This is a genomic window from Vibrio sp. Y2-5 (assembly GCF_014596725.1).
GTDB lineage: Bacteria > Pseudomonadota > Gammaproteobacteria > Enterobacterales > Vibrionaceae > Vibrio.
The window spans coordinates 632,166-652,447 of sequence record NZ_JACVEG010000003.1 but is presented as its reverse complement, the minus strand read 5'-3'; the positions used below and the strand labels follow the sequence as shown (position 1 = coordinate 652,447).

The 20,282-nt window shown below is 43.9% G+C and carries 13 protein-coding genes and 1 tRNA gene; 7 read left to right on the top strand and 7 right to left on the bottom strand.

What is annotated here, in order from left to right; translation table 11 throughout:
• From HUO09_RS12360 to HUO09_RS12340, 5 genes are all read right to left on the bottom strand, one after another.
• A partial coding sequence (locus HUO09_RS12360; RefSeq protein WP_188234144.1) for a DUF2931 family protein occupies nt 1–539 on the bottom strand: 539 nt, incomplete at its 3' end.
• On the bottom strand, nt 508–2,616 hold the full coding sequence (locus HUO09_RS12355; RefSeq protein ID WP_188234143.1) for a phospholipase effector Tle1 domain-containing protein: 2,109 nt from the start codon (nt 2,614–2,616) through the stop codon (nt 508–510). The genes HUO09_RS12355 and HUO09_RS12360, both read right to left, overlap by 32 nt.
• Nucleotides 2,613–3,404, bottom strand: a complete 792-nt coding sequence (locus HUO09_RS12350) for a DUF4123 domain-containing protein (RefSeq protein WP_188234142.1) — start codon at nt 3,402–3,404, stop codon at nt 2,613–2,615. The genes HUO09_RS12355 and HUO09_RS12350 overlap by 4 nt, the downstream gene beginning before the upstream one ends.
• Nucleotides 3,405–3,412: 8 nt before the next feature.
• The gene (locus HUO09_RS12345) at nt 3,413–5,455 is read right to left on the bottom strand and encodes a type VI secretion system Vgr family protein (protein WP_188234141.1); all 2,043 of its coding nucleotides are present in this window, start codon (nt 5,453–5,455) and stop codon (nt 3,413–3,415) included.
• Nucleotides 5,456–5,596: 141 nt separating this feature from the next.
• Complete coding sequence (locus HUO09_RS12340) at nt 5,597–6,115, bottom strand: Hcp family type VI secretion system effector (RefSeq protein ID WP_167413861.1); 519 nt, start codon at nt 6,113–6,115, stop codon at nt 5,597–5,599.
• 705 nt (nt 6,116–6,820) lie between these two features.
• On the opposite strand from HUO09_RS12340, the gene HUO09_RS12335 reads away from it, so the two are divergent.
• Both HUO09_RS12335 and HUO09_RS12330 read left to right on the top strand, forming a co-directional pair.
• Entirely contained in the window at nt 6,821–7,915 is a 1,095-nt protein-coding gene (locus tag HUO09_RS12335) for a NapC/NirT family cytochrome c (protein ID WP_188234140.1), read from the top strand.
• A gap of 23 nt (nt 7,916–7,938) precedes the next feature.
• Entirely contained in the window at nt 7,939–10,386 is a 2,448-nt protein-coding gene (locus HUO09_RS12330; protein WP_188234139.1) for a molybdopterin guanine dinucleotide-containing S/N-oxide reductase, read from the top strand.
• A gap of 223 nt (nt 10,387–10,609) precedes the next feature.
• Here HUO09_RS12330 and HUO09_RS12325 read toward each other — a convergent pair whose 3' ends face one another.
• Nucleotides 10,610–12,934 carry a glycoside hydrolase family 9 protein gene (locus HUO09_RS12325; RefSeq protein ID WP_188234138.1) on the bottom strand — a complete coding sequence of 775 codons (2,325 nt, stop codon included), beginning with the start codon at nt 12,932–12,934 and terminating at the stop codon, nt 10,610–10,612.
• A gap of 442 nt (nt 12,935–13,376) precedes the next feature.
• On the opposite strand from HUO09_RS12325, the gene HUO09_RS12320 reads away from it, so the two are divergent.
• Both HUO09_RS12320 and HUO09_RS12315 read left to right on the top strand, forming a co-directional pair.
• Nucleotides 13,377–14,075, top strand: a complete 699-nt coding sequence (locus HUO09_RS12320; protein WP_167410946.1) for a family 16 glycosylhydrolase — start codon at nt 13,377–13,379, stop codon at nt 14,073–14,075.
• A gap of 39 nt (nt 14,076–14,114) precedes the next feature.
• Nucleotides 14,115–15,353 (top strand): glycoside hydrolase family 5 protein, encoded by a 1,239-nt coding sequence (locus HUO09_RS12315; protein ID WP_167410945.1) that lies wholly within the window; start codon nt 14,115–14,117, stop codon nt 15,351–15,353.
• Nucleotides 15,354–15,492: 139 nt separating this feature from the next.
• Here HUO09_RS12315 and HUO09_RS12310 read toward each other — a convergent pair.
• Nucleotides 15,493–15,568 (bottom strand) — tRNA-Asn (locus HUO09_RS12310).
• A 627-nt stretch (nt 15,569–16,195) separates the two neighbouring features.
• On the opposite strand from HUO09_RS12310, the gene uvrB reads away from it, so the two are divergent.
• From uvrB to luxU, 3 genes are all read left to right on the top strand, one after another.
• Nucleotides 16,196–18,226: an excinuclease ABC subunit UvrB gene (gene uvrB / locus HUO09_RS12305; protein ID WP_167410944.1), complete on the top strand. Its 2,031-nt coding sequence runs from the start codon at nt 16,196–16,198 to the stop codon at nt 18,224–18,226.
• 266 nt (nt 18,227–18,492) lie between these two features.
• Nucleotides 18,493–19,893 (top strand): quorum-sensing sigma-54 dependent transcriptional regulator LuxO, encoded by a 1,401-nt coding sequence (gene luxO / locus HUO09_RS12300; RefSeq protein WP_167410943.1) that lies wholly within the window; start codon nt 18,493–18,495, stop codon nt 19,891–19,893.
• 2 nt (nt 19,894–19,895) lie between these two features.
• Nucleotides 19,896–20,249 (top strand): quorum-sensing phosphorelay protein LuxU, encoded by a 354-nt coding sequence (gene luxU, locus HUO09_RS12295; RefSeq protein WP_167410942.1) that lies wholly within the window; start codon nt 19,896–19,898, stop codon nt 20,247–20,249.
• Nucleotides 20,250–20,282 lie beyond the last annotated feature (33 nt).

The following is a 20,282-nucleotide window of genomic DNA, read 5'->3' as shown; positions in this document are numbered from 1 at the left end:
ATATAGGTATAATAGTCGCAACCTTTAAGCCATAATTTTGCACGCCCATCCGGTAATAGGCCGAATAAAAACTCTGTTTGATAACAATGCTGCCCTTCAAGCCAAGGATGCGGATAAGGTTTCACCATTGCTGCTTTGATTTGAGGGGTGACGTCGACAACGGTGGTGTAGTCCGTGGAGTTATTACGCCAGTAGACATATAACTGGTCTGGTAGAGACTTTTTACCTTTCCCCAACTGGTTTGGGGTAAAGTTTAATGCCCCCGTTAAAGGAAGCACGTTTCCGTCATAGTCTGAGTAAGTATAACGGCGGTAGTTCTCAATTGTCAGACGAGGCTCAAGTACAAGATTTCCATATGGTAACATCATACTAGTCCAATCTTCTTCCTCATTGACCCCATAGGCTTGTAATACCCCTGATGGAAATTCATAAGAAATTGCCGCCCCAATCCGCCACGCCTGAAAATGGTCATCATCGGGGTAACCTTGGTCGGTACATGCTGTGGTACTAATAAGCGCCGTAATCGTTAATATGAGCATTTTGTTCACACTCGTACTCCTCACGTTGGTAGTTCCCATTAATGGTATGTGGACTAAAAGGCTTCAATATTCCCATTGACTTACTTTCATCAGATGAGTGATGAATTAACCCTAACTCCATAAAATTACGTCTTTGTGCATCAGAGCCTAGCATTTGCTGTATTTTTTCCGCATCCCCTTGCTTCGCTGTATCTAGTGCCTGCTCGCACAGCAGTTTAAAGGGAAAGCAATACTTAGATATATCGTTATTAAACACATGTTGAACAGGGTAATGTAAGTGCGCATCAAAATTGCTTTTCGTACAACTCCACACCTCATTATCATATTCTCTGTCACTTATTGGCACACCTGCAAACTCAGCTAGGCCATACATCACCCTTAAATATAAACGTGATAAGTCTCCCTCTGTACACTTACGGTAAATAAGGTGGCCTTGAGCTACACTAGACTCTCGCCTCACATCGACTACCTTAGGTTCGATAATAATAAAATCATTTCGAGACCAACCTTGGCTCACCTCAAAATCTAACGCTTCCTCTAACTGCTTTGTCAGCGCTTGAAGGCGCTTGGCAACACCCAAAAGCGGCAAATTTGCATCTTCGACGGTTTTAATCAGCTTATTTTCTAACAGTGGCAATAAGTATTTATCTTGTGAGAAAGCTACACGAGAGTGATATCCTCCACCGATATCCGAGTGCGCACCAGGCAGGACCAACTCGTCAAACTGTGGGGCGGGATTGAGTTTATTCAAACTGAAATTCTTACGATATTCGGTTTGATTGTGCGCCACCAAATGGACTGCTTTACGAACCCGTTTCGGATCAAGCCACAAACGAACGTCACCGTTTTTATTATCGTGCGCCGACAAATCTAAGCCGACCACTGCGGCCACGGTATCAAACAAACCGGCAAACATCACTTCACAATGGTCATTGCTGTGCCACTTAAAATCAGATGTCAACTGTACCTCAAATTGTTGGCACGCTTTCTCAAACTTTTTGGCAAATAAACTGCGCTGACCATCGAGAGTGGTATTAATAAAATGCCTAGCCGCAGCTGCCCCACGACTAAAACCAAATACATCAAATTCTAGCTTGCTAAAGCCATCAAGGTCGATGCCTGAGTCTCGTTTGATGAAAGTGACGATGCTTTCAAAGGCACCGCAAACTTGTTCAATCCCCGTAGCAACTTTGTCGATTACACCATAATCTCCTTGACCTAATCCTTGCCCCAAATCCGATTCGTCTGCTTTGGCGATATCCGTACTGTTACCAGTACCAATCCCCGTAATGTACTGCGCGTGAGAAAACACGCGTTGCGTCTGATCAAATTCATTACTCTGGTACAAATCAAACAGCTTTTGGATGTTGGTTAACTCGTTGCTGGCGCTGCCCTCGACTTTTTCAGGTTTTTTAGGGTACTCAAAGCACTTCTCATGCAAGCGCGTTGCCGGGACTTCATCGTAACCCGGCGCCTGTCCCTCTGAGCCCAGATAAAGCCCCAACCAATCGTTGTAATACGTGTTTAGTCGTTCTTTACCCCAACGCGCACTGTAAGTGTTGTTCGCCGTACCATCAAAGAACATCCCCAGCCTTAATGTGATGTAACGACAACCTTGGACCGTCACTACATGGCTTTTGTCTGTCTCCAGTTTGACCTCTCCAAGTTTTCCCGCTTGATGACGCTTAGGCAGTTTGCGATTATCTCTTGAGGAGAGAAAGTCTCCCATCGTGTAATGATGGTAGTGGCGTGGGGCATCTTGATAACCTAACGCTAACTCGTTCAGCCACGCATCCACTTGCGGTAATCGCTCATCATTCGGCATGCGTTTTTCTGTTTCACTGCGCCAGTGTTCTGTCTCTAAATGCAGCGTGACATGCCCCGGTGCTAGTTTAGTGAGCAAGATGGGCGCTTCACCGACCGTTATGGGGAATTGCGCGTCAGTGCTATCAATCAGAATGCCTTTCACATTCGGAAAAGGTTGGTTATGTTCATCTCGAATGAGGATTTCTATCCAGTGGGTATACTTTTCACAAGGGACGCAGTGCGCGCTGACTCCTATCGGCCCAATTATCATACCATTTCCTCCACCAAGACCTGTAAGCGCTTCTCTTCATCCCATGATAGCGATAGTGCTTTTGAGACGGTTTCAATAGGAGCGCTTTGGCTTACAATCAAAGTCGCTAAGAGCATCAACTGAGCATCCGTTTGGTTGACATGAGCTTCTTGAGCATTTTGTAAAATTTCGATAAACGTTTTTTTAGGATGAGACATTTTGCTTATCACTTGAGGTAGTGTTGCCCATAAACGCCGTTCAATATGATGAGCAAGTTGAGGAATATTTTGATTTTCTTCAAAGTGCTCTGCCTTTATGACCCACCAAGGGGCTTTATTAACCGAAAAATCAAGATCAGACTTGTTCGAATAGGTAATGATGTTTGACTCATGGTTTTCTGATGACCCAACTGCAGACCAACTGGTGAGGTTGCCTAGTAGGGCATGTCTGTCCATCTCATTCATCAGTGCCAGCATAGGCATAATGACCTGTGGGTCATAAAAACGAAACAGAACCTCTTCTCCCTCAAGCCCAGCGGTGAGTAAACTGCGAAGGTGCGCCAATACCACGTTCGTCTCTGCTTTGGAAGTTAATATCATACCTTTATTCAGGGTATCGGCATGAAGCTCGGCTAAAGACGATGCGGGCACGAGCCAAGGAGAGAGTGACATGACCACCTCATACGATTTACCGTCAAACAATGGCGTAGCACCATCGATCGAAAGCAACTGTTGTATAGCTTCTTGGTAAACACTGGCGGTCGCAAGCCAATAAGTGGGACTGTGCTGCTCTGTTATCCACGATTTCATATACATCCTTAAGACTGTAACGGACAGGATTTCACTGCCGCGATGTGTTCGTTCTCAGCTTTTAGAAGCGCTTGGAAAGATACCGTTGCGGTTTGAGTTGGTGGCTCAACGTTTGCAACTCCGTTCGGCAGTTGTGCCATTTGTCCGCCAAAACCGCTACCATTGCCCGCATTGCCACCAGAGTTAAGTTTGATACCTGGCCCAACTAAGCTCACGCCAGACGCGTCCACTTTTACAAAGCTGCCACCGGCTTTTATCGTCAGCTCTGCTCCGGCCTCAATCACCACTTTTTGACCCGCTTTAATGTGCACTTCATTGCCCACATCCAATGCGTAGAGACTGCCCACTTTTTGATGAGCGCTGCCATCAATAACGAGACTGTTATCTTTCGTTATATGAGTACGCTGCTCGCCACCCATGGTGATATGTTGATTGTGCTTGATGTCCTGATAGCTGTCGTTCTCTATGATGAGATGCTTATCGTGGTGAATGTGGCTGCTGTGGTCGTTATTCACCTTCGCTTCAAAATCTTTTTGTGCGTGCAGATAGACCTTTTCGTTCTCTGATTGGTCTTCGAAGCTCAGCTCGTTAAATCCTTCCCCCTGATGGGTCTCACTGCGAATGACCATCTTGGTTTTGTTTTCTGGCAGTGGATAGGGCGGTGTATTGGTCGCATGGTACGTACGACCGGTGATAATTGGTTGGTCAGGGTCACCATTTAAAAACGAAACAATCACTTCATGACCAATACGTGGCAGTGCCATCATGCCATATTGACCGCCAGCCCAACCTTGTGAAACCCGTACCCAGCAAGAGCTGTGCTCATTACCGTTTGAATACCTATCCCAGGGAAAATGAACTTTGACTCGACCATGTTCATCACAGTAGATTTCTTCACCCTCGGGACCGACAACGATAGCCATCATTGGACCATCGACTTGCGGCTGTGCTTGAGGGGTGGCTTGCCAATTCTGCGTCGCTGGTATGACTTCGAAGGTATTGTGGTAGGTTGTCGCCCCTTGGGTTGCATCTTCTTCTAAGGCTTGAGGCTGCTCGCCTTTGTGGTTGACTTTAACCACCAACCAACGGTGGTTTAACGAGGTGTTAAGATGTTCAGCCAGCTCAAAACGCATACCCGCCCGAAGACCACCGTGATTACTTTTGCCCAAAGCAAGATGTGACTCTCTGCGTAAGTATTCCAATCGTACGGTGCTGAACGCTTTACCGCTGTCATCATCTTTGTAACGCCCCGGCGCGTCAAAGTGCTCATACCCTTCCCGTTGATACGCGACATCGGCGCCAAGTTGCTGTTGAAGGAAGCTGTATTGCGGTTTTTTAAAGCTGTAGTCTTTGAGCATAACTTCTGATACATCGCTTTGAGTGTGCTTGTTGAATGAGGAGATATAATTGCCTGACGCAACACCGCCAGCATTGCTGTTATAAGGGAGAGCCTCACTGAGCGTTGGCAGCGACTGGGAACTGTCACTGAACAGTAGCGTATGCTTACCCGAATCATGCTGAAAACAGTACGTCCAACCCTCTTCGGCCGCTAAACGATGCACAAAGTCTAAATCGGTTTCCCGATACTGCACGCAGAATTCACGCGGCTCACTTTGTCGTTTGAGTGAGAACGCATAATCGGTAATCCCCATCTCTTGCAGTAAGGTCGTCACTATATCAACCGAGCTTTTGTGCTGAAATATGCGGCTATTGTGACGGAGGGATAAACGCTCTAAAGCAGGGACTAAGGTCACTTGATAGAACGTATGGTGATGACCAATATTGCCTTGGGTAAAGTTGCGCACCATACCATGAACGCGCTGAGTTAGCTCACCATCTTGATACACATGCAATTCCGCCAACCTGTCCACTACTTGCTCAGGCGTTATGTTCCCTTGACGGCTGGCAAGCTTAATTTGATAGCAAAACCCTAAACACCGCCGGTGATTAAACGAACTGTCTGATAGCGATTCTTGCCCATCAAAGCCTCGAACCACCAACAGCGCTTCCGATAGCCCCTCGACTTGAAACGTAAAACGCAATCTTGCCATACCAAATTCCTCTTTGTGTACCAAGCACCTTTACCACAAGCCACTCTCTAGATAGCAAACACGTTGTGGTAAAGATCACTTAGGTGATCTCGACCGCTTAAGTGACGCTGACTATTAAGGTCAAGTGACGATTAAAAGCGCTTACGCTTCTACCGGCTTACGCCAGTCGTCTGAGCCCGATGTACCCGCGTTCACGTGGTCCCACGTAATTTTGCGGTAAGACATCGATACGGTGAGGTTTTGCGTAAAATCTGATTTTGATGGGTCCTGACAGTGAGGCATCTCACATCGGATATCAATAATGGAGGCGTTCTCTAGCTTGGTGGTAAAGAAGTTCTCTTGCTTACCTTCGATGGAGGTTCGATACCATTTGAGCGTCACTTCACTCATTTTCTCGCCGGAGGACAGTGCATTGTACAAAAGCGGCACCGCTTTATTGAGTGACACGGTAAACTTAAACGCTTTATGAACACGCTGACCGGAAGGTTGACCGGATTGTGGGTCGGTTGGCACGGTAACGTCATGAGAAAACGCTTGAACCAGCATTTCATCTTCATGACCTTCAACAAAAGAATCACCGATTGAATCTGCAGTACAAGCGCCAGCGGTGATAAGGCCCTGAGTTTCACCGTTAACTGAGATATAACATGGAGTTGGCATAACTTTTCCTTTTTTAAATGATTACGTCACTTGGTGCATCAAGGGGCGTGCCAACTTTTATTTCATTAATTATCAATTAGTTATTGAGGAGCGCAAACTATTTGAGCAAGAAGTTGCCTGAACTGAGCAAGAAGTTGCCTGAATCGAGCAAAAAGTTGCTCAAGAGGCTATTTTTTTGTCAAAAGCTCCTTTTATAACGATTGGTGCCAAATCTTGTTGCATAAAAGAATGTAAAAGAAATGATGATATTTAATTAGTACAGACTTGAATTTGTGCATATGCAACGGTGAACTACACTGAATCTAAACGAAAACCGCCACTATGCGGTGGTCAATGTTTGGTTGACTGTGTTAGTGATTTCAATCTTTGCCTATATGCAGGTCATCATCAACATAGAAGATCGGGCGATGGACAAAGACCAAGTCTTACTTTGAAGTAGTGTTGAACGCGGTTCGAGATATCTATCAACCGCATTTATCTCAAATCTGGCTATGGTTAAAACAACAGCAGCAGAATGATTTCTATGAGAAAACGTAACAAGTCTATGACCGTTGTCAGAGTTTTCGTAAATACCTATGAGACAGTTACGCGATATACATAAAGTTTGTATTAAACAGGTAGAGTTTGATCTAAGTCGTATAACTAGAAAGTGTTAGAAATTACATTACACTTATCTTTACATTCCAAATTTAAGCGGTTCTAAATATGTCGATAAAAAAAAGATACGTCGCTTTGTTAATGCTGGTGGGCATAGGTATCGGTTGGTTAACGTTGGGAGGTAGTGCGGCTATTATGCACTACACCTCAGATACAGAATTTTGCCTTTCTTGTCACTCAATGGAAATTCCCTATAAGGAATACCAAGGTTCCGTTCACTTCAGTAATGCAAAAGGGATAAGAGCTGAATGCTCAGACTGTCACATCCCTGCCGATACAGTGGATTACTTGTTTACCAAGATTCGTGCAACCAAAGATATTTATCACGAATTTATCACTGGCAAGATAGATACCCCTGAAAAATATGAAGCTCACAGAAAAGAGTTGGCTGAGATGGTTTGGCAACAATTCCGTGAGAATGATTCAGCGACATGCCGAAGCTGTCATGATGCCGATGCCATGGAGCCATTTGCCCAGTCTAGAGAAGCTGCAAAAATGCACGCATACGGTATCGAAGAAAATCAAACCTGTATTGACTGTCACAAAGGTGTTGCTCACTTTGCACCTGAAGTCGAACTTGATAGCAAAGCTTTCGATACATTGATGTCGTTTACTAAGAAAACGCCATCTGATGCGAAAATTGTCTATCCCGTTACGGAAATTGCAATGGCAGATTTGGGTAAACTGAATCCAACTGCAGAGTTAAATGTGATCGACGTTAATGGTGATGAGCGTACAGTTAAACTTGATGCTTACCAGATGAAAGGTGCTGAACAAGTGCTTTACATGGGTGAAGGCCAACGCGCGATTGTGGCGACATTGACAGAAAAAGGGCAACAAGCTCTGCAAGCTGGCGAGTACAAAGCGGATGATTATGGCAATGAATGGCGCAAAGTGTCGTTAACAGGGGCGATTAACTCTCCGGTTGTCAGTTCATTAGACCCTGTTTGGTCATACGCAGAAGAGTTGGACAACGTTTACTGTTCGACTTGTCATGCAAAAATACCTTCGAATCACTTTACGGTGAACGCATGGGGACCTGTTGCGAAGAGTATGGGTGATCGTACAGATATTTCTGTCGAAAACTTAGAAATTCTCACTAAGTTCTTCCAACACCACGCGAAAGATGTGGTTGGTCACTAAGGGTATAAGAGAAGGATAATATTATGACTAATTTGACTCGCCGTAATTTTTTAAAGGGTACTGGTATTACTGCTGGTGCTATCGCGTACAGCTCTTTCTCGCCTCTCTCAGTAGCTGCGTTAAATAGCCGTGGAAGTGGCGTTTTAACCGCTGGCCGAATGGGGCCACTGTTATGTGAAGTGAAAGATGGGAAGTTGGTTTCCTCGAAAAATGCACTGGCTCAAACCATGCCGAATAGCCTGCAGAGTACAGGACCTGATCAGGTGTACACTAAAGCTCGGGTGAAATATCCGATGGTGCGTAAAGGCTTTCTTGCCAATCCTAGCTCTCCGCAAGGTGTGCGAGGCAGTGACGAGTTTGTTCGTGTTTCTTGGGAGAAAGCGTACAAGCTTATCCATGAACAGCATATGCGCATTCGTAAGCAATATGGCGCTTCGTCCGTTTTTGCGGGCTCTTATGGTTGGCGTTCAAGTGGCGTGTTACACAAAGCTCAAACCCTATTGCAACGTTACATGAGTATGGCTGGTGGTTATTCAGGTCACATCGGAGACTATTCTACTGGTGCCGCTCAAGTCATTATGCCGCATGTGATGGGTTCCATTGAAGTGTATGAACAACAGACGACTTATCCTGTGATTTTGGAAAGCAGTGAAGTAGTGGTTCTGTGGGGATTAAACCCTGTTAACACACTAAAAATCGCGTGGAGTTCAACAGACTGTGCAGGGCTTGAGTTTTTCCATCAACTGAAACAGTCCGGGAAAACCATCATTGCTATAGATCCTATTCGTTCAGAAACCATTGAGTTTTTTGGAGAGAATGCACAATGGATCGCGCCTCATCCAATGACCGATGTGGCGATGATGATTGGTATCGCTCATACCTTAGTGAAAAAAGGTAAGCACGATAAAGCTTTCTTAGATAAATACACTACGGGCTTTGATAAGTTCGAAGCTTATCTGATGGGGCAAGAAGACGGGGTAGAAAAAACCTCTCAATGGGCATCTGAGATCTGTGGTGTTCCAGCGGAGCAGCTTGATTTGTTGGCGGATATTTTCGTTCAGAATCGAACTATGTTGATGTCTGGATGGGGTATGCAGCGTCAACAATATGGTGAGCAGAGACACTGGATGATTGCTACTTTAGCGGCGATGCTTGGCCAAATTGGTTTACCTGGTGGAGGCTTTGGTCTTTCTTATCACTATTCAAATGGTGGTAACCCAACTCGCGATGCGGGTGTACTTCCTGCGATTTCTGCTTCCTTGGGGGGTGGCTCTTCTGCAGGGAACGACTGGGCGGTGTCCGGTGCAACGGAAAGTTTCCCTGTCGCTCGTATCGTCGAAGCTCTGGAAAATCCAGGTAAGTCTTATATGCATAACGGGCATGAGCGTAAGTTCCCTAATATTAAGATGATTTGGTGGGCAGGTGGTGCCAACTTCACCCATCACCAAGATACAAATAGATTGATTAAAGCGTGGCAAAAACCTGAGTTGATTGTTATTTCTGAACCGTATTGGACAGCAGCGGCGAAACATGCCGATGTAGTGTTGCCAATAACAACATCGTTTGAACGTAATGATCTGACGATGACGGGTGACTACAGTAATCAACATCTAGTGCCAATGAAGAAAGTGGTGGAACCAGAAGGGGAGTCACGTAACGATTTCGATGTGTTTGCCGACATGTCTGAACTGTTAGCGCCGGGTGGACACGATGTGTATACCGAAGGCAAAACGGAAATGGAATGGCTTTACGGATTCTATACTGCCGCTCAACAGGGTGGTCGTAACGCAAGAGTTGCGATGCCGAACTTCAGTAAGTTCTGGGAAGACAACGAGCTTATTGAAATGAAGTGGAATGAAAAGAACGCTAAGTTTGTTCGCCACGCTGCATTTCGTGAGGATCCCGTTCTAAATCCGTTAGGTACACCAAGCGGTAGGATTGAGATTTATTCCAAAACGATTGAAAGCTATAACCTCAAGGACTGTCCTCCTCATCCAACTTGGTTGGCTCCGGATGAATATACAGGTAATGCCAAAGATGGAGAGCTGCAGCTAATGACAGCGCATGCAGCGCACCGTCTGCACAGTCAGTTCAACTACGCAGCAATTCGAGAGCAATATGCTATTGCTGACAGGGAGCCTATTTGGATTCACCCTCAAGATGCGGCTGAGCGCGGTATTAAAACTGGTGACCTTGTTCGTGCTTTTAACCAAAGAGGGCAGGTGCTGGTTGGTGCTGAAGTCACTGACAGAATCAAACAGGGTTCAGTCTGTATTCACGAAGGTGCATGGCCAGATTTTGATAAACAGACAGGCTTATGTAAGAACGGTGGTTGTAATGTTCTTACTCTGGATATTCCAACCTCTCGTTTGGCAAATGGCTGTGCTGCTAACTCGGCGCTGGTGCGTATTGAGAAATATACAGGTGAAGCACTCAAACTCACGGCTTTTGAACCGCCAATGATCAGTTAGGTCATTTGAGTAGAGCAGTACCCAAAAAGACGTCTTAGGACGTCTTTTTTAATGCATATAATCGGCCTAAGCATGTCACTCAAGGTGCTAGGCATATTGATTGCGTTGAAGGCGGGGGCTAGGCTTCTAGAACGATAAAAAGTTAGATAAATAAAAAATCTAGTTAAATAAAAAAGCCGGAAATAGGATTTATTTCCGGCTTAGTCTCTCCATGGTTATTTAACTACTGAACGGTTTCATCTAGGAAGCTTGCCGCCCAGAAGAATGGAGCATTCCAGTTGATCGTAATTTCATTAAGCGTCCACGCCCCGATATCATCTTTCCAACAAGTTTGTCCAATACACTTGCCTTTCATTGATGCTGCAACAGGATCACTGAAGTTGATGGAGTTCGGACCGCCGGACATGACTCCTGGAGCGACTAATGGCGATTCACTGTCAGCGGAATGGGCCCAGAAACGGTGATGAGGATTAAGTAGCGGACGGCTACCATAGCCCGAAACATAAGACTGATCCAAAGCGTTACGTCCCAAGATATAATCCATTGCATCAATAATACCGTCTACGTACTTGGTATTGTTTGTGAAATCATAAGCAACGCCCAAGAAGATACTGCGATTCATTAAATTTGAGTTGGAACCCCAAGGATATTCTTCTGTGCTGTATGGAATTTGATAGCCTTCTTTTTCAATAGATTGGTAATAAGCGTCTGCAGTTTTAATGATGTTAGCGCGCGCTTTTTCGATTTCTTTGCTCGGTAAGCTATTCGGAACGATAGCTAGGGACAATGTACCCGCTGCGCTCACTCCTTGCCAGTATAGATCTCCAGTTGCCTTAATATCTCCTTTAGGTGTAGCTAGATAGAAAGGTGAAGATTGAACGGCTTTTTTGTACTCTTCTTTCCCAGTTGTGACGAATAGTTCAGCGGCTGCCCAGTAAAATTCATCGTCCAGTTGGGTATCATCATATGGGCCTGAACCCACAAAATTGTCGTACGCATAAACATTTTTATGTTTATTAGCCGCTTTCCACGCTTTTTCTGCAGAAGTCAGGCAGCGCTGAGCATAGCTAGGATCCAGTTCTTGCCAAACTCTCGCGCATTGGGCTGCTGTTGCGGCCAAATTGAGCGTTGCGGCTGTTGTCGGATAGCTTAAAAATCGCTCGCGTGGATCTTTGTGAGGAGGTAAAGGCATTCCCGTCCAAGCATCATCAGCAACTTTGTGAAAAGCCATACCACTTGCATTAATTTGAGTGAGTTTTAAATGATCGAGTTGGCTGGATTGATCACCTACGGGAACCCAGACTTTACTGTTTTCAGGCGCTTGCATTGACATCAAGAAATCCATCATCCAGCGAGATTCATCGAGAAGATCGTTGAACTTATTCTTATTCTCTGGAAGTTGGACCTTACCATCCGCAAATGCGTTGCTGCGAGCAGCCTGTTTTTCTCTCTCGTAGTAGTTCGTCAGTGTCCACAACGAAATACCGCCGTTTACCACGTACTTCCCATGATCGCCCGCGTCATACCAGCCGCCGGTGGCATCTAATGAGAAATCACATCCTGGCCACTGATTACCCTTCGCATCGGTTTTATTGAAACAAGTAACCTTTTCTGGTTTGTGCCCAGCAGGTCGAGCAAGATCGGCTCTTTGTACGTATTCAGGAAGAATATCAATGCCACTTCGTTGCTGATAGAAGAAAGAGAGAGCGTCATACTTCATTTTGCTATAGATGCCATTATCAATGGCAAATGGGTGGCTCTGATGTCCGTCAACTTCCAAGATGGCTTTTTTCGTCGGAGTCTGCACACTGCTAAAGTCGATTAATTGGACATGTTCACCAGAGGCTTTATTTAAGCCAAATGGCTTTGTTTGGCCTTTAGCGATGATTTTCTTGTCTACGTCTAACAGCTTCCAACCCATTGGTGAAGTTTCTTTGGTGACGACGGTGGCATGTTTAGGTCCGTGGACAAAATAGCCGACTTGGTTAACTCTGACGCTAGCAAGATCGTTGTCTTTAACATATTTAGGCCCGGTTAAAGAAACATTTTTAACGCACACTGTTGTTGGCGCTTCAGTGCCCATTTGAAATTGAAACTGAACACTATCGTCATCACCAGATGGCTTGAATGAAAACTCAAACGGTTTAAGCTCTTGATTGAGATAAATATCCTTAACAAAATGGTTAGTGTAAGGAGCACCATTATGTTGTACGAGAGCTTTTACATTTATAGACTGTTTCGCTAGAGCACTAAATTCCAGATGATAGTTTTCGCCTTTTTTCAAAGCGAGACCTGATTGCCCAAGGATAACATCCCAAGGATTACTGCCCCTTTTGGTAAATGTTATACAGCCCATTTCATCGGTAGCCTGCAAATCTGCTCCTGCAGCCCACCAACCGTCAGTACCTTGTGAAAAGTTGCCATTAGTGATGAGCTCTTCTTGACCCACGCTGGCATTATTTGCTGTAGCTTGCTCAACCGCACAGCCACTAAGTCCAATAAAACCACAACTAACAATAGCAACGACACTTAGCCGCTTTTTATTCATTTTAACCTCGTGAAATTTTATCAATACAAATAGAAATCTTTGTACTCGCCGTGAACCCCTATAGGGTAAGAATGTACTTTTAGTTTTTTAAATTTGGATTTTTATAACACGACATGTCACTGAATATTACAAGTGGTGTGTATGTGTATTTGGCAATAGATTTTCGCCTAGATGTGTATTTTGTACGTCAGTTAAATAATTTAATCAGTTCCAAGAAACTATTTCATGGCGATGAAGGAACTGTGATAGCACCTATTTTTTCAAATTTTTATAAATGACTTATTTGAGGTTTTCATAGCTAGGTATAGACAATTTTCAAGAAATAACTCTAGAGTTTATTCCTGAAGAAAAAGAGAAAACAAAGGTATTTTGCTGTTGTGCTTTGTTCTTGAAAACTATGAAGTTATACATCGAGTATATTATCCTAGCTAAGAGATTAACAATGAAAACTATTTTACGACGCTGTAGTTATGCAGTGATACTTAATATTTTATTTGCTTCTTCCAGTTATGCTCTTAATTGGAGTGGGATGAACTGGCTTGTTTCTGATGGTTGGAAAAATGGAGGAAGTGAGTTTGATTGTACATGGAAAGCGCAAAATATTTGGCGCGAAGCTGACTTATTAATCATGCATGCAAAGTCAGAATCTTATGGTAAGAGTTGCTCTGAAATTCGGACCGATCAATATGTCCGACGTGGTCGCTATGAAGTTGAAATGCAGGCAGGTGCAGTACCTGGAACCATAAGTTCATTTTTTACCTATGCAGGAGAAGCGGGTACTTACAGTCATTATGAAGTGGATATTGAGTTAATGGGAGGAACTAATTTACTGCACACTAACGTATGGATTGGCGGCCAACAGTCTCCTTTAGATATTGACTTAGGGCAGTATGGTATGTCGATTTGGAGCATGGAAAAATATGCATTCACGATAGACCAGTATGGTGTGACTTGGGAAGTATTCAGCCGCTATCAGAATCGATGGGTTCAAGTTCGTAGAGCCAATAAACAAGTATCGGACTATATGCAAATTTTTATTAATAACTGGATAAGTGCCAATCCTCAATTTCCGCCAAGTTATTATAATGGCTATCCTGTTTATGCTAAATATCGACAAGTTAGATTTTTACCGTACGAATAATTAAATAAAGATTTGTATTTTAATGATCCTTACTTCGATATGGAAGTAAGGATTATTTTATCTCTAGTCTTGAATTTATATTTCTTGGTAGTGAGTTTTATAGGAAAAATTATGAATTATGGGATAAAGATAATCAGTGTGGCTTCTGTCAGTCTCTTCGTCATTATCGGATGTGGTTCGGATTCCAATAATAGGGAAAACAGAGAGCAATCTGTGGTTCTAGAAAAAAGTTATTACACAGATATGTATGGCTGGAATTCGAGCAAAGGCCTTAATTTTACTCTGCTTGGCCGGGGTATCAATATGGGAAATTATCTAGAGTCTCCCAACAATGAAGGTGAGTGGAATAACAATCTGACTATTCAGGCGAGTGATTTTAAAAATATCAGTCAATCAGGGTTTTCAAGTGTGAGGATTCCCATTCGCTGGAGCGCTCATACATTGCCTAGCGATCCCAATACTATTGATGATGCTTTCATGTCACGGGTTCAAGAAGTGGTTGATCAAGCTATCCAAGAAAACTTAAAGGTTATTATTAATACCCATCATTTTAATGAACTATTTTATGACGCTAAAGACTTTAACTATCAACGTGATCGGTTATTGAAGTTTTGGGACCAAATATCGAGCCGTTTCCCCATCAGTCAATACGGTGAGGATCAGCTGATTTTTGAGTTTCTAAATGAACCTCACGAAGACGTTGGTGTGAGAGAATGGAATAGCCTAGTTGTAGATTTAACCAATCTTGTTTGGAACAAGAACGCTAGCACTCAAAACAATGCTTTTGGGCAACGCAAGGTCATGATTGGAACGGCTGATTGGGGCGGAGTGGCGAAACTGCCATATCTTCGACTTCCAAGGGCGGCAAATCCCAAAAATACAATCATCACTGTACATTTCTACGAACCGTTTAAATTTACTCATCAGGGAGCCTCATGGGTCGAAGGCGCTAATGCATGGATTGGCACACGTTGGTTGGCTACACAATCCCAGCGTAAAGTGCTGCTAGATTACCTAAATGTTGTAGAGTCATGGAACGCAGTTCCAAATCGTGGCTTTGAAATAAATATTGGTGAGTTTGGTGTATACAGCCAATATGCTCCGCCAGAGGATCAGCAAGCTTGGACTGCATTCATTACAAGAGAAGCAGAAAAGAGAGGGTATAGCTGGAATTATTGGGAGTATAGCTCCGGTTTTGGTGCTTACGACCCTCACTCAGGGCAGTGGCGAAAAGCACTACTTGGAGGATTAATACCTGAAAGCGTGGATAATCATTGAGTTGGCATCGTAACTATTTGAGTAAGCCAATTGCTTAGCAAAAGAGATTAATAAGCTTTTTACAGGTAAATATATCTTCATGCATGCTAATTCTTGAAAAACAAAAAAAGACGTCCTAGGACGTCTTTCTTCTTGAATTTGGCTCCCCCTGCAAGACTTGAACTTGCGACATACGGATTAACAGTCCGCCGTTCTACCGACTGAACTAAGGGGGAATTGCTTAGTGCGGTGCGGATGTTACTTAGAGGGACGGGGAGTGTCAACCTTTACACTAAAAATTTCAGCGAATTTTTTTCAAAAAAAATAGTTTACTTTTCTGTACCCCTTATGGGTATTACGCTGGATTTACTTATCCACCAAATTTGTGGATAAGTGTGTTGATGAAACTTGAGCAATCATTTGAAGTGTTTAGATTTAAGTGAAAACTCTAAATGTAATCGATTGTATGATTCACCTAACGTTATGATTTTTATTTAATAAAACTTGTTATCCACTGTTTTTTCTAATGACTACGATCCGCTAAGTAAAGGTCAATTTAATGTCAGGATTTAAAATTTTGGGGAAAACCAGTGGATTATTATTGGGGTATTTTAGGATGGTGCAACTCGGTGGGGCAACGATGTTAACAAACTTTTGAATACGATGCGAATGTTATTTTTTAGAGGTGTTAGATCTGAAACACAAGTTTGATTCGTCGTTATGAAACTGTTTCATGAGCGCTAATCGATGGGTGTAGGAAACGTATATAAAGCTTCCATAAGGGTAAATTACAATTATGACTTGCCATGCCGTAAGGCAAGCAGCGACAATAGTTCCTCGTTCAGACTGAGGAAGAAAGCGTAATGAGTAAGGCGTTTGAATTGGTATCACAGTATCGCCCATCCGGCGATCAACCTAAAGCGATAGAGCAGCTTTTAGAAGGAATTGAAGCAGGACTTGCGCATCAAACCCTGTTGGGTGTTACGGGTTCTGGTAAAACGTTTACCCTTGCGAATGTCATTGCTCGCTCACAACGGCCGACGATTTTGCTTGCGCCAAATAAGACGCTTGCGGCTCAGCTCTATGGCGAGATGAAAGCTTTTTTTCCTAACAATGCCGTCGAATACTTTGTTTCCTACTACGACTATTACCAGCCTGAAGCTTACGTGCCGACTACGGATACTTTCATAGAGAAGGATTCATCGGTTAACGCTCATATCGAGCAAATGCGTCTTTCCGCTACTAAAGCATTGCTGGAACGCAAAGATGCCATCATCGTGGCTTCTGTTTCTGCGATTTATGGTTTGGGTGACCCTGATTCCTATTTGAAGATGATGCTTCATTTACGCCGAGGAGATGTGATTAATCAGCGTGATATGTTGCGTCGCTTGGCGGAGCTTCAATATTCCCGCAATGATGTTGCTTTTGAGCGCGGTCAGTTCCGTGTGCGTGGTGAAGTGATTGATATTTTCCCAGCAGAATCTGACCAAGACGCGGTTCGCGTGGAAATGTTTGATGAAGAAGTCGAATGCATCAGCTTATTTGATCCACTCACTGGTGCAATAAAACAGCGAGACTTGCCGCGCTTTACTGTCTACCCGAAAACGCACTATGTCACACCGCGTGAACGTATTCTCGAAGCGATTGAGAGCATTAAAGTGGAGCTTGAGTCGCGCCGTAAGTACCTGCTTGAAAATAATAAGCTGCTGGAAGAGCAGCGTATTACTCAGCGGACGCAATTTGATATTGAAATGATGAACGAGCTAGGTTTCTGCTCGGGTATCGAAAACTACTCTCGATTTTTGAGTGGACGTAATGAGGGCGAGCCGCCACCGACACTTTTTGATTACTTACCTCATGATGGTTTGCTGGTGATTGATGAATCTCATGTGACTGTTCCGCAAATTGGCGCAATGTTTAAAGGTGACCGTTCACGTAAAGAGACGCTGGTGGAATTTGGTTTCCGTTTACCTTCTGCTTTGGATAACCGACCGCTTAAATTCGAAGAATTCGAAGCACTGGCACCGCAGACGATTTTTGTTTCGGCGACACCGGGCAATTATGAGTTAGAAAAATCGGCGGGTGAAGTGGCTGACCAAGTGGTTCGTCCTACCGGATTATTGGATCCTGAGCTGGAAGTTCGTCCTGTGGCTACGCAGGTTGACGACCTGTTGTCCGAAATTAGAATCCGATCTGCAAAAGATGAGCGAGTACTTGTCACTACATTGACCAAACGTATGGCAGAAGATCTAACCGAATATCTTCATGAACATGGCGTTAAGGTGCGATATCTTCATTCGGATATCGATACGGTAGAAAGGGTCGAGATCATTCGAGATTTGCGTTTGGGTGAATTTGATGTGTTGGTGGGCATCAACTTGTTGCGTGAAGGTCTGGACATGCCTGAAGTATCACTAGTTGCAATTTTGGATGCGGACAAAGAAGGCTTCTTACGTTCAGAGCGTTCTTTGATTCAGACTATTGGCCGTGCTGCTCGTAACCTTGAAGGTCGAGCTATTCTTTATGCTGACAGCATCACGAAGTCGATGAAGAAAGCGATGGATGAAACCAACCGTCGTCGCGAGAAACAGCGTGCTTATAACGAGGCCATGGGACTTAAACCACAGGCGCTAAAACGTAATATCAAAGACATTATGGAAATCGGCGATATTGCTAAATCCCGCAAACAGAAATCAAGTAAAGTGGTTGCACTGTCTAAAGTCGCAGAGGATGCAGCTAACTATGGGTCTTTAACGCCACAACAATTGGACAAAGAGATCAGTAAGTTAGAAGGTCAAATGTACAAGTATGCACAAAACCTTGAATTCGAGATGGCGGCGAAAACACGCGATCAAATCGAGGAGCTAAGAAAGCAGTTTATTGCAAACTCATAGCAGTGAAGAAGAAAAACCAGATAAAAAAATAGCCAATAGAAATCGTCTCTATTGGCTGTAATTTCGTGAATATAGTATTCACTAACAACGTCAGTTGGCTAGGTGACCCGTTAGGGTCAATAAGTACTAAGCATTTAGCGTGCCAAGTATAAAATACCAATTTTGTTCGATTATCATACTAGTTGTATGGTTTAGCCCCTGCTTATTTGCAAAATGCAACTTCTAATGCAATCATGAAGCAAAATGCAAAAATAAATGGCTAGGTTATGCAACACAATCACACACCACAAAAAGCAAAATACTTATTGATGGTCGAAGATACCGTGTCCGTGGCGGCATTGTATCGTTCTTATCTCACTCCACTTGAAATAGATATCAACATAGTAGGGACGGGACGCGAAGCAATAGAAAGTATCGCCGCTCGTGAGCCAGACTTAATTCTTCTCGACCTCCGATTACCCGATATGACTGGCATGGATGTTTTGCATGCCGTAAAACAGAAGTCGCCGGATGTACCCGTTATTTTCATGACAGCGCACGGTTCGATTGATACTGCGGTTGAAGCGATGCGTCACGGGGCTCAGGACTTTTTGATCAAGCCTTGTGAGGCGGATCGACTACGTGTCACGGTGAACAACGCAATTCGCAAAGCCAGCAAGCTCAAAAATGATGCTGATGGACTGAATAATCAAAACTATCAGGGTTTTATCGGAAGTAGTCAGACTATGCAGGCGGTGTATCGCACCATAGACTCGGCGGCTAGCAGTAAAGCGAGCATTTTCATTACCGGAGAAAGTGGTACGGGTAAAGAAGTGTGTGCCGAGGCAATACATGCAGCGAGCAAACGTGGTGACAAACCGTTTATTGCCATTAACTGTGCAGCGATTCCTAAAGATTTGATCGAAAGTGAGCTGTTTGGTCACGTGAAAGGTGCCTTTACTGGCGCTGCGGCTGACCGACAAGGTGCTGCTGAATTAGCAGACGGCGGCACACTGTTTCTCGATGAGTTATGCGAGATGGATCTAGAATTGCAAACAAAATTGCTGCGCTTTATTCAGACGGGCACATTTCAAAAAGTTGGCTCTTCTAAGATGAAAAGCGTGGATGTACGATTCGTTTGTGCAACCAACCGTGATCCATGGAAAGAAGTGCAGGAAGGGCGTTTTAGAGAAGACTTATACTATCGACTCTATGTTATCCCATTACATCTGCCACCTTTACGTGAACGCAGCGATGATGTTATTGAAATCGCTTATTCGCTGTTGGGTTATATGTCTAAAGAAGAAGGCAAAGGTTTTGTTCGTTTGTCTCCTGAAGTGGTTGAGCGCTTTAAGCGCTATGAGTGGCCGGGTAACGTTCGCCAGTTGCAGAACGTATTGCGCAATGTAGTGGTGTTGAATGAGGGTAAAGAGATAACTCAGGAGATGTTACCTCCACCGTTGAATTTACCTCAGGAACGAATTGAACCCGTAGAAATACCGATGAGCGGCCCTATTACCGTGCATGAAATATTTCCTCTTTGGATGACAGAAAAACAGGCGATCGAAAAAGCGATAGAAGCTTGCGATGGCAACATTCCAAAAGCCGCAGGCTATTTGGATGTCAGCCCTTCAACGCTCTACAGAAAACTACAAACGTGGAATGAGAAAGAGAAGGAAAGTCGATAATTATGGACGTGTTAAACCAAAGCAAGATAGAGAAATTAGCAAAAGAAATTGGTGAAGAGAACGTACCAATGCTCCTCGAAATTTTTCTTGGAGAGCTAGTTGCCTATCAGCAAAGTTTAACCAGTGATGAGTTAATCGATAAATCTCAATACCTTAAAGAGATCAGCCATGCATTAAAGAGCAGTGCGGCAAGTTTTGGTGCCGATAGGCTTTGTGCAAAGGCAGTCGACATTGACGCTAAGGCAAAATTGGGTGAGCAAATTGATGAAGCGGTAGAAATAGCGAATATGGTGGACATTCTTAACCAGACTCACGGCTACTATCAGCAGTTGATTGTCACCAGCAGTTGTGACTAATCACTGATTGCCAGTCGTCACCGATTATCGGTG

Bases quoted from the DNA above. Each gene is read 5' to 3' on its own strand.
- HUO09_RS12355 (WP_188234143.1), bottom strand. From the start codon at position 2,616: ATGATAATTGGGCCGATAGGAGTCAGCGCGCACTGCGTCCCTTGTGAA.
- HUO09_RS12350 (WP_188234142.1), bottom strand. From the start codon at position 3,404: ATGAAATCGTGGATAACAGAGCAGCACAGTCCCACTTATTGGCTTGCG.
- HUO09_RS12345 (WP_188234141.1), bottom strand. From the start codon at position 5,455: ATGGCAAGATTGCGTTTTACGTTTCAAGTCGAGGGGCTATCGGAAGCG.
- HUO09_RS12340 (WP_167413861.1), bottom strand. From the start codon at position 6,115: ATGCCAACTCCATGTTATATCTCAGTTAACGGTGAAACTCAGGGCCTT.
- HUO09_RS12335 (WP_188234140.1), top strand. From the start codon at position 6,821: ATGTCGATAAAAAAAAGATACGTCGCTTTGTTAATGCTGGTGGGCATA.
- HUO09_RS12330 (WP_188234139.1), top strand. From the start codon at position 7,939: ATGACTAATTTGACTCGCCGTAATTTTTTAAAGGGTACTGGTATTACT.
- HUO09_RS12325 (WP_188234138.1), bottom strand. From the start codon at position 12,934: ATGAATAAAAAGCGGCTAAGTGTCGTTGCTATTGTTAGTTGTGGTTTT.
- HUO09_RS12320 (WP_167410946.1), top strand. From the start codon at position 13,377: ATGAAAACTATTTTACGACGCTGTAGTTATGCAGTGATACTTAATATT.
- HUO09_RS12315 (WP_167410945.1), top strand. From the start codon at position 14,115: ATGGAAGTAAGGATTATTTTATCTCTAGTCTTGAATTTATATTTCTTG.
- uvrB (WP_167410944.1), top strand. From the start codon at position 16,196: ATGAGTAAGGCGTTTGAATTGGTATCACAGTATCGCCCATCCGGCGAT.
- luxO (WP_167410943.1), top strand. From the start codon at position 18,493: ATGCAACACAATCACACACCACAAAAAGCAAAATACTTATTGATGGTC.
- luxU (WP_167410942.1), top strand. From the start codon at position 19,896: ATGGACGTGTTAAACCAAAGCAAGATAGAGAAATTAGCAAAAGAAATT.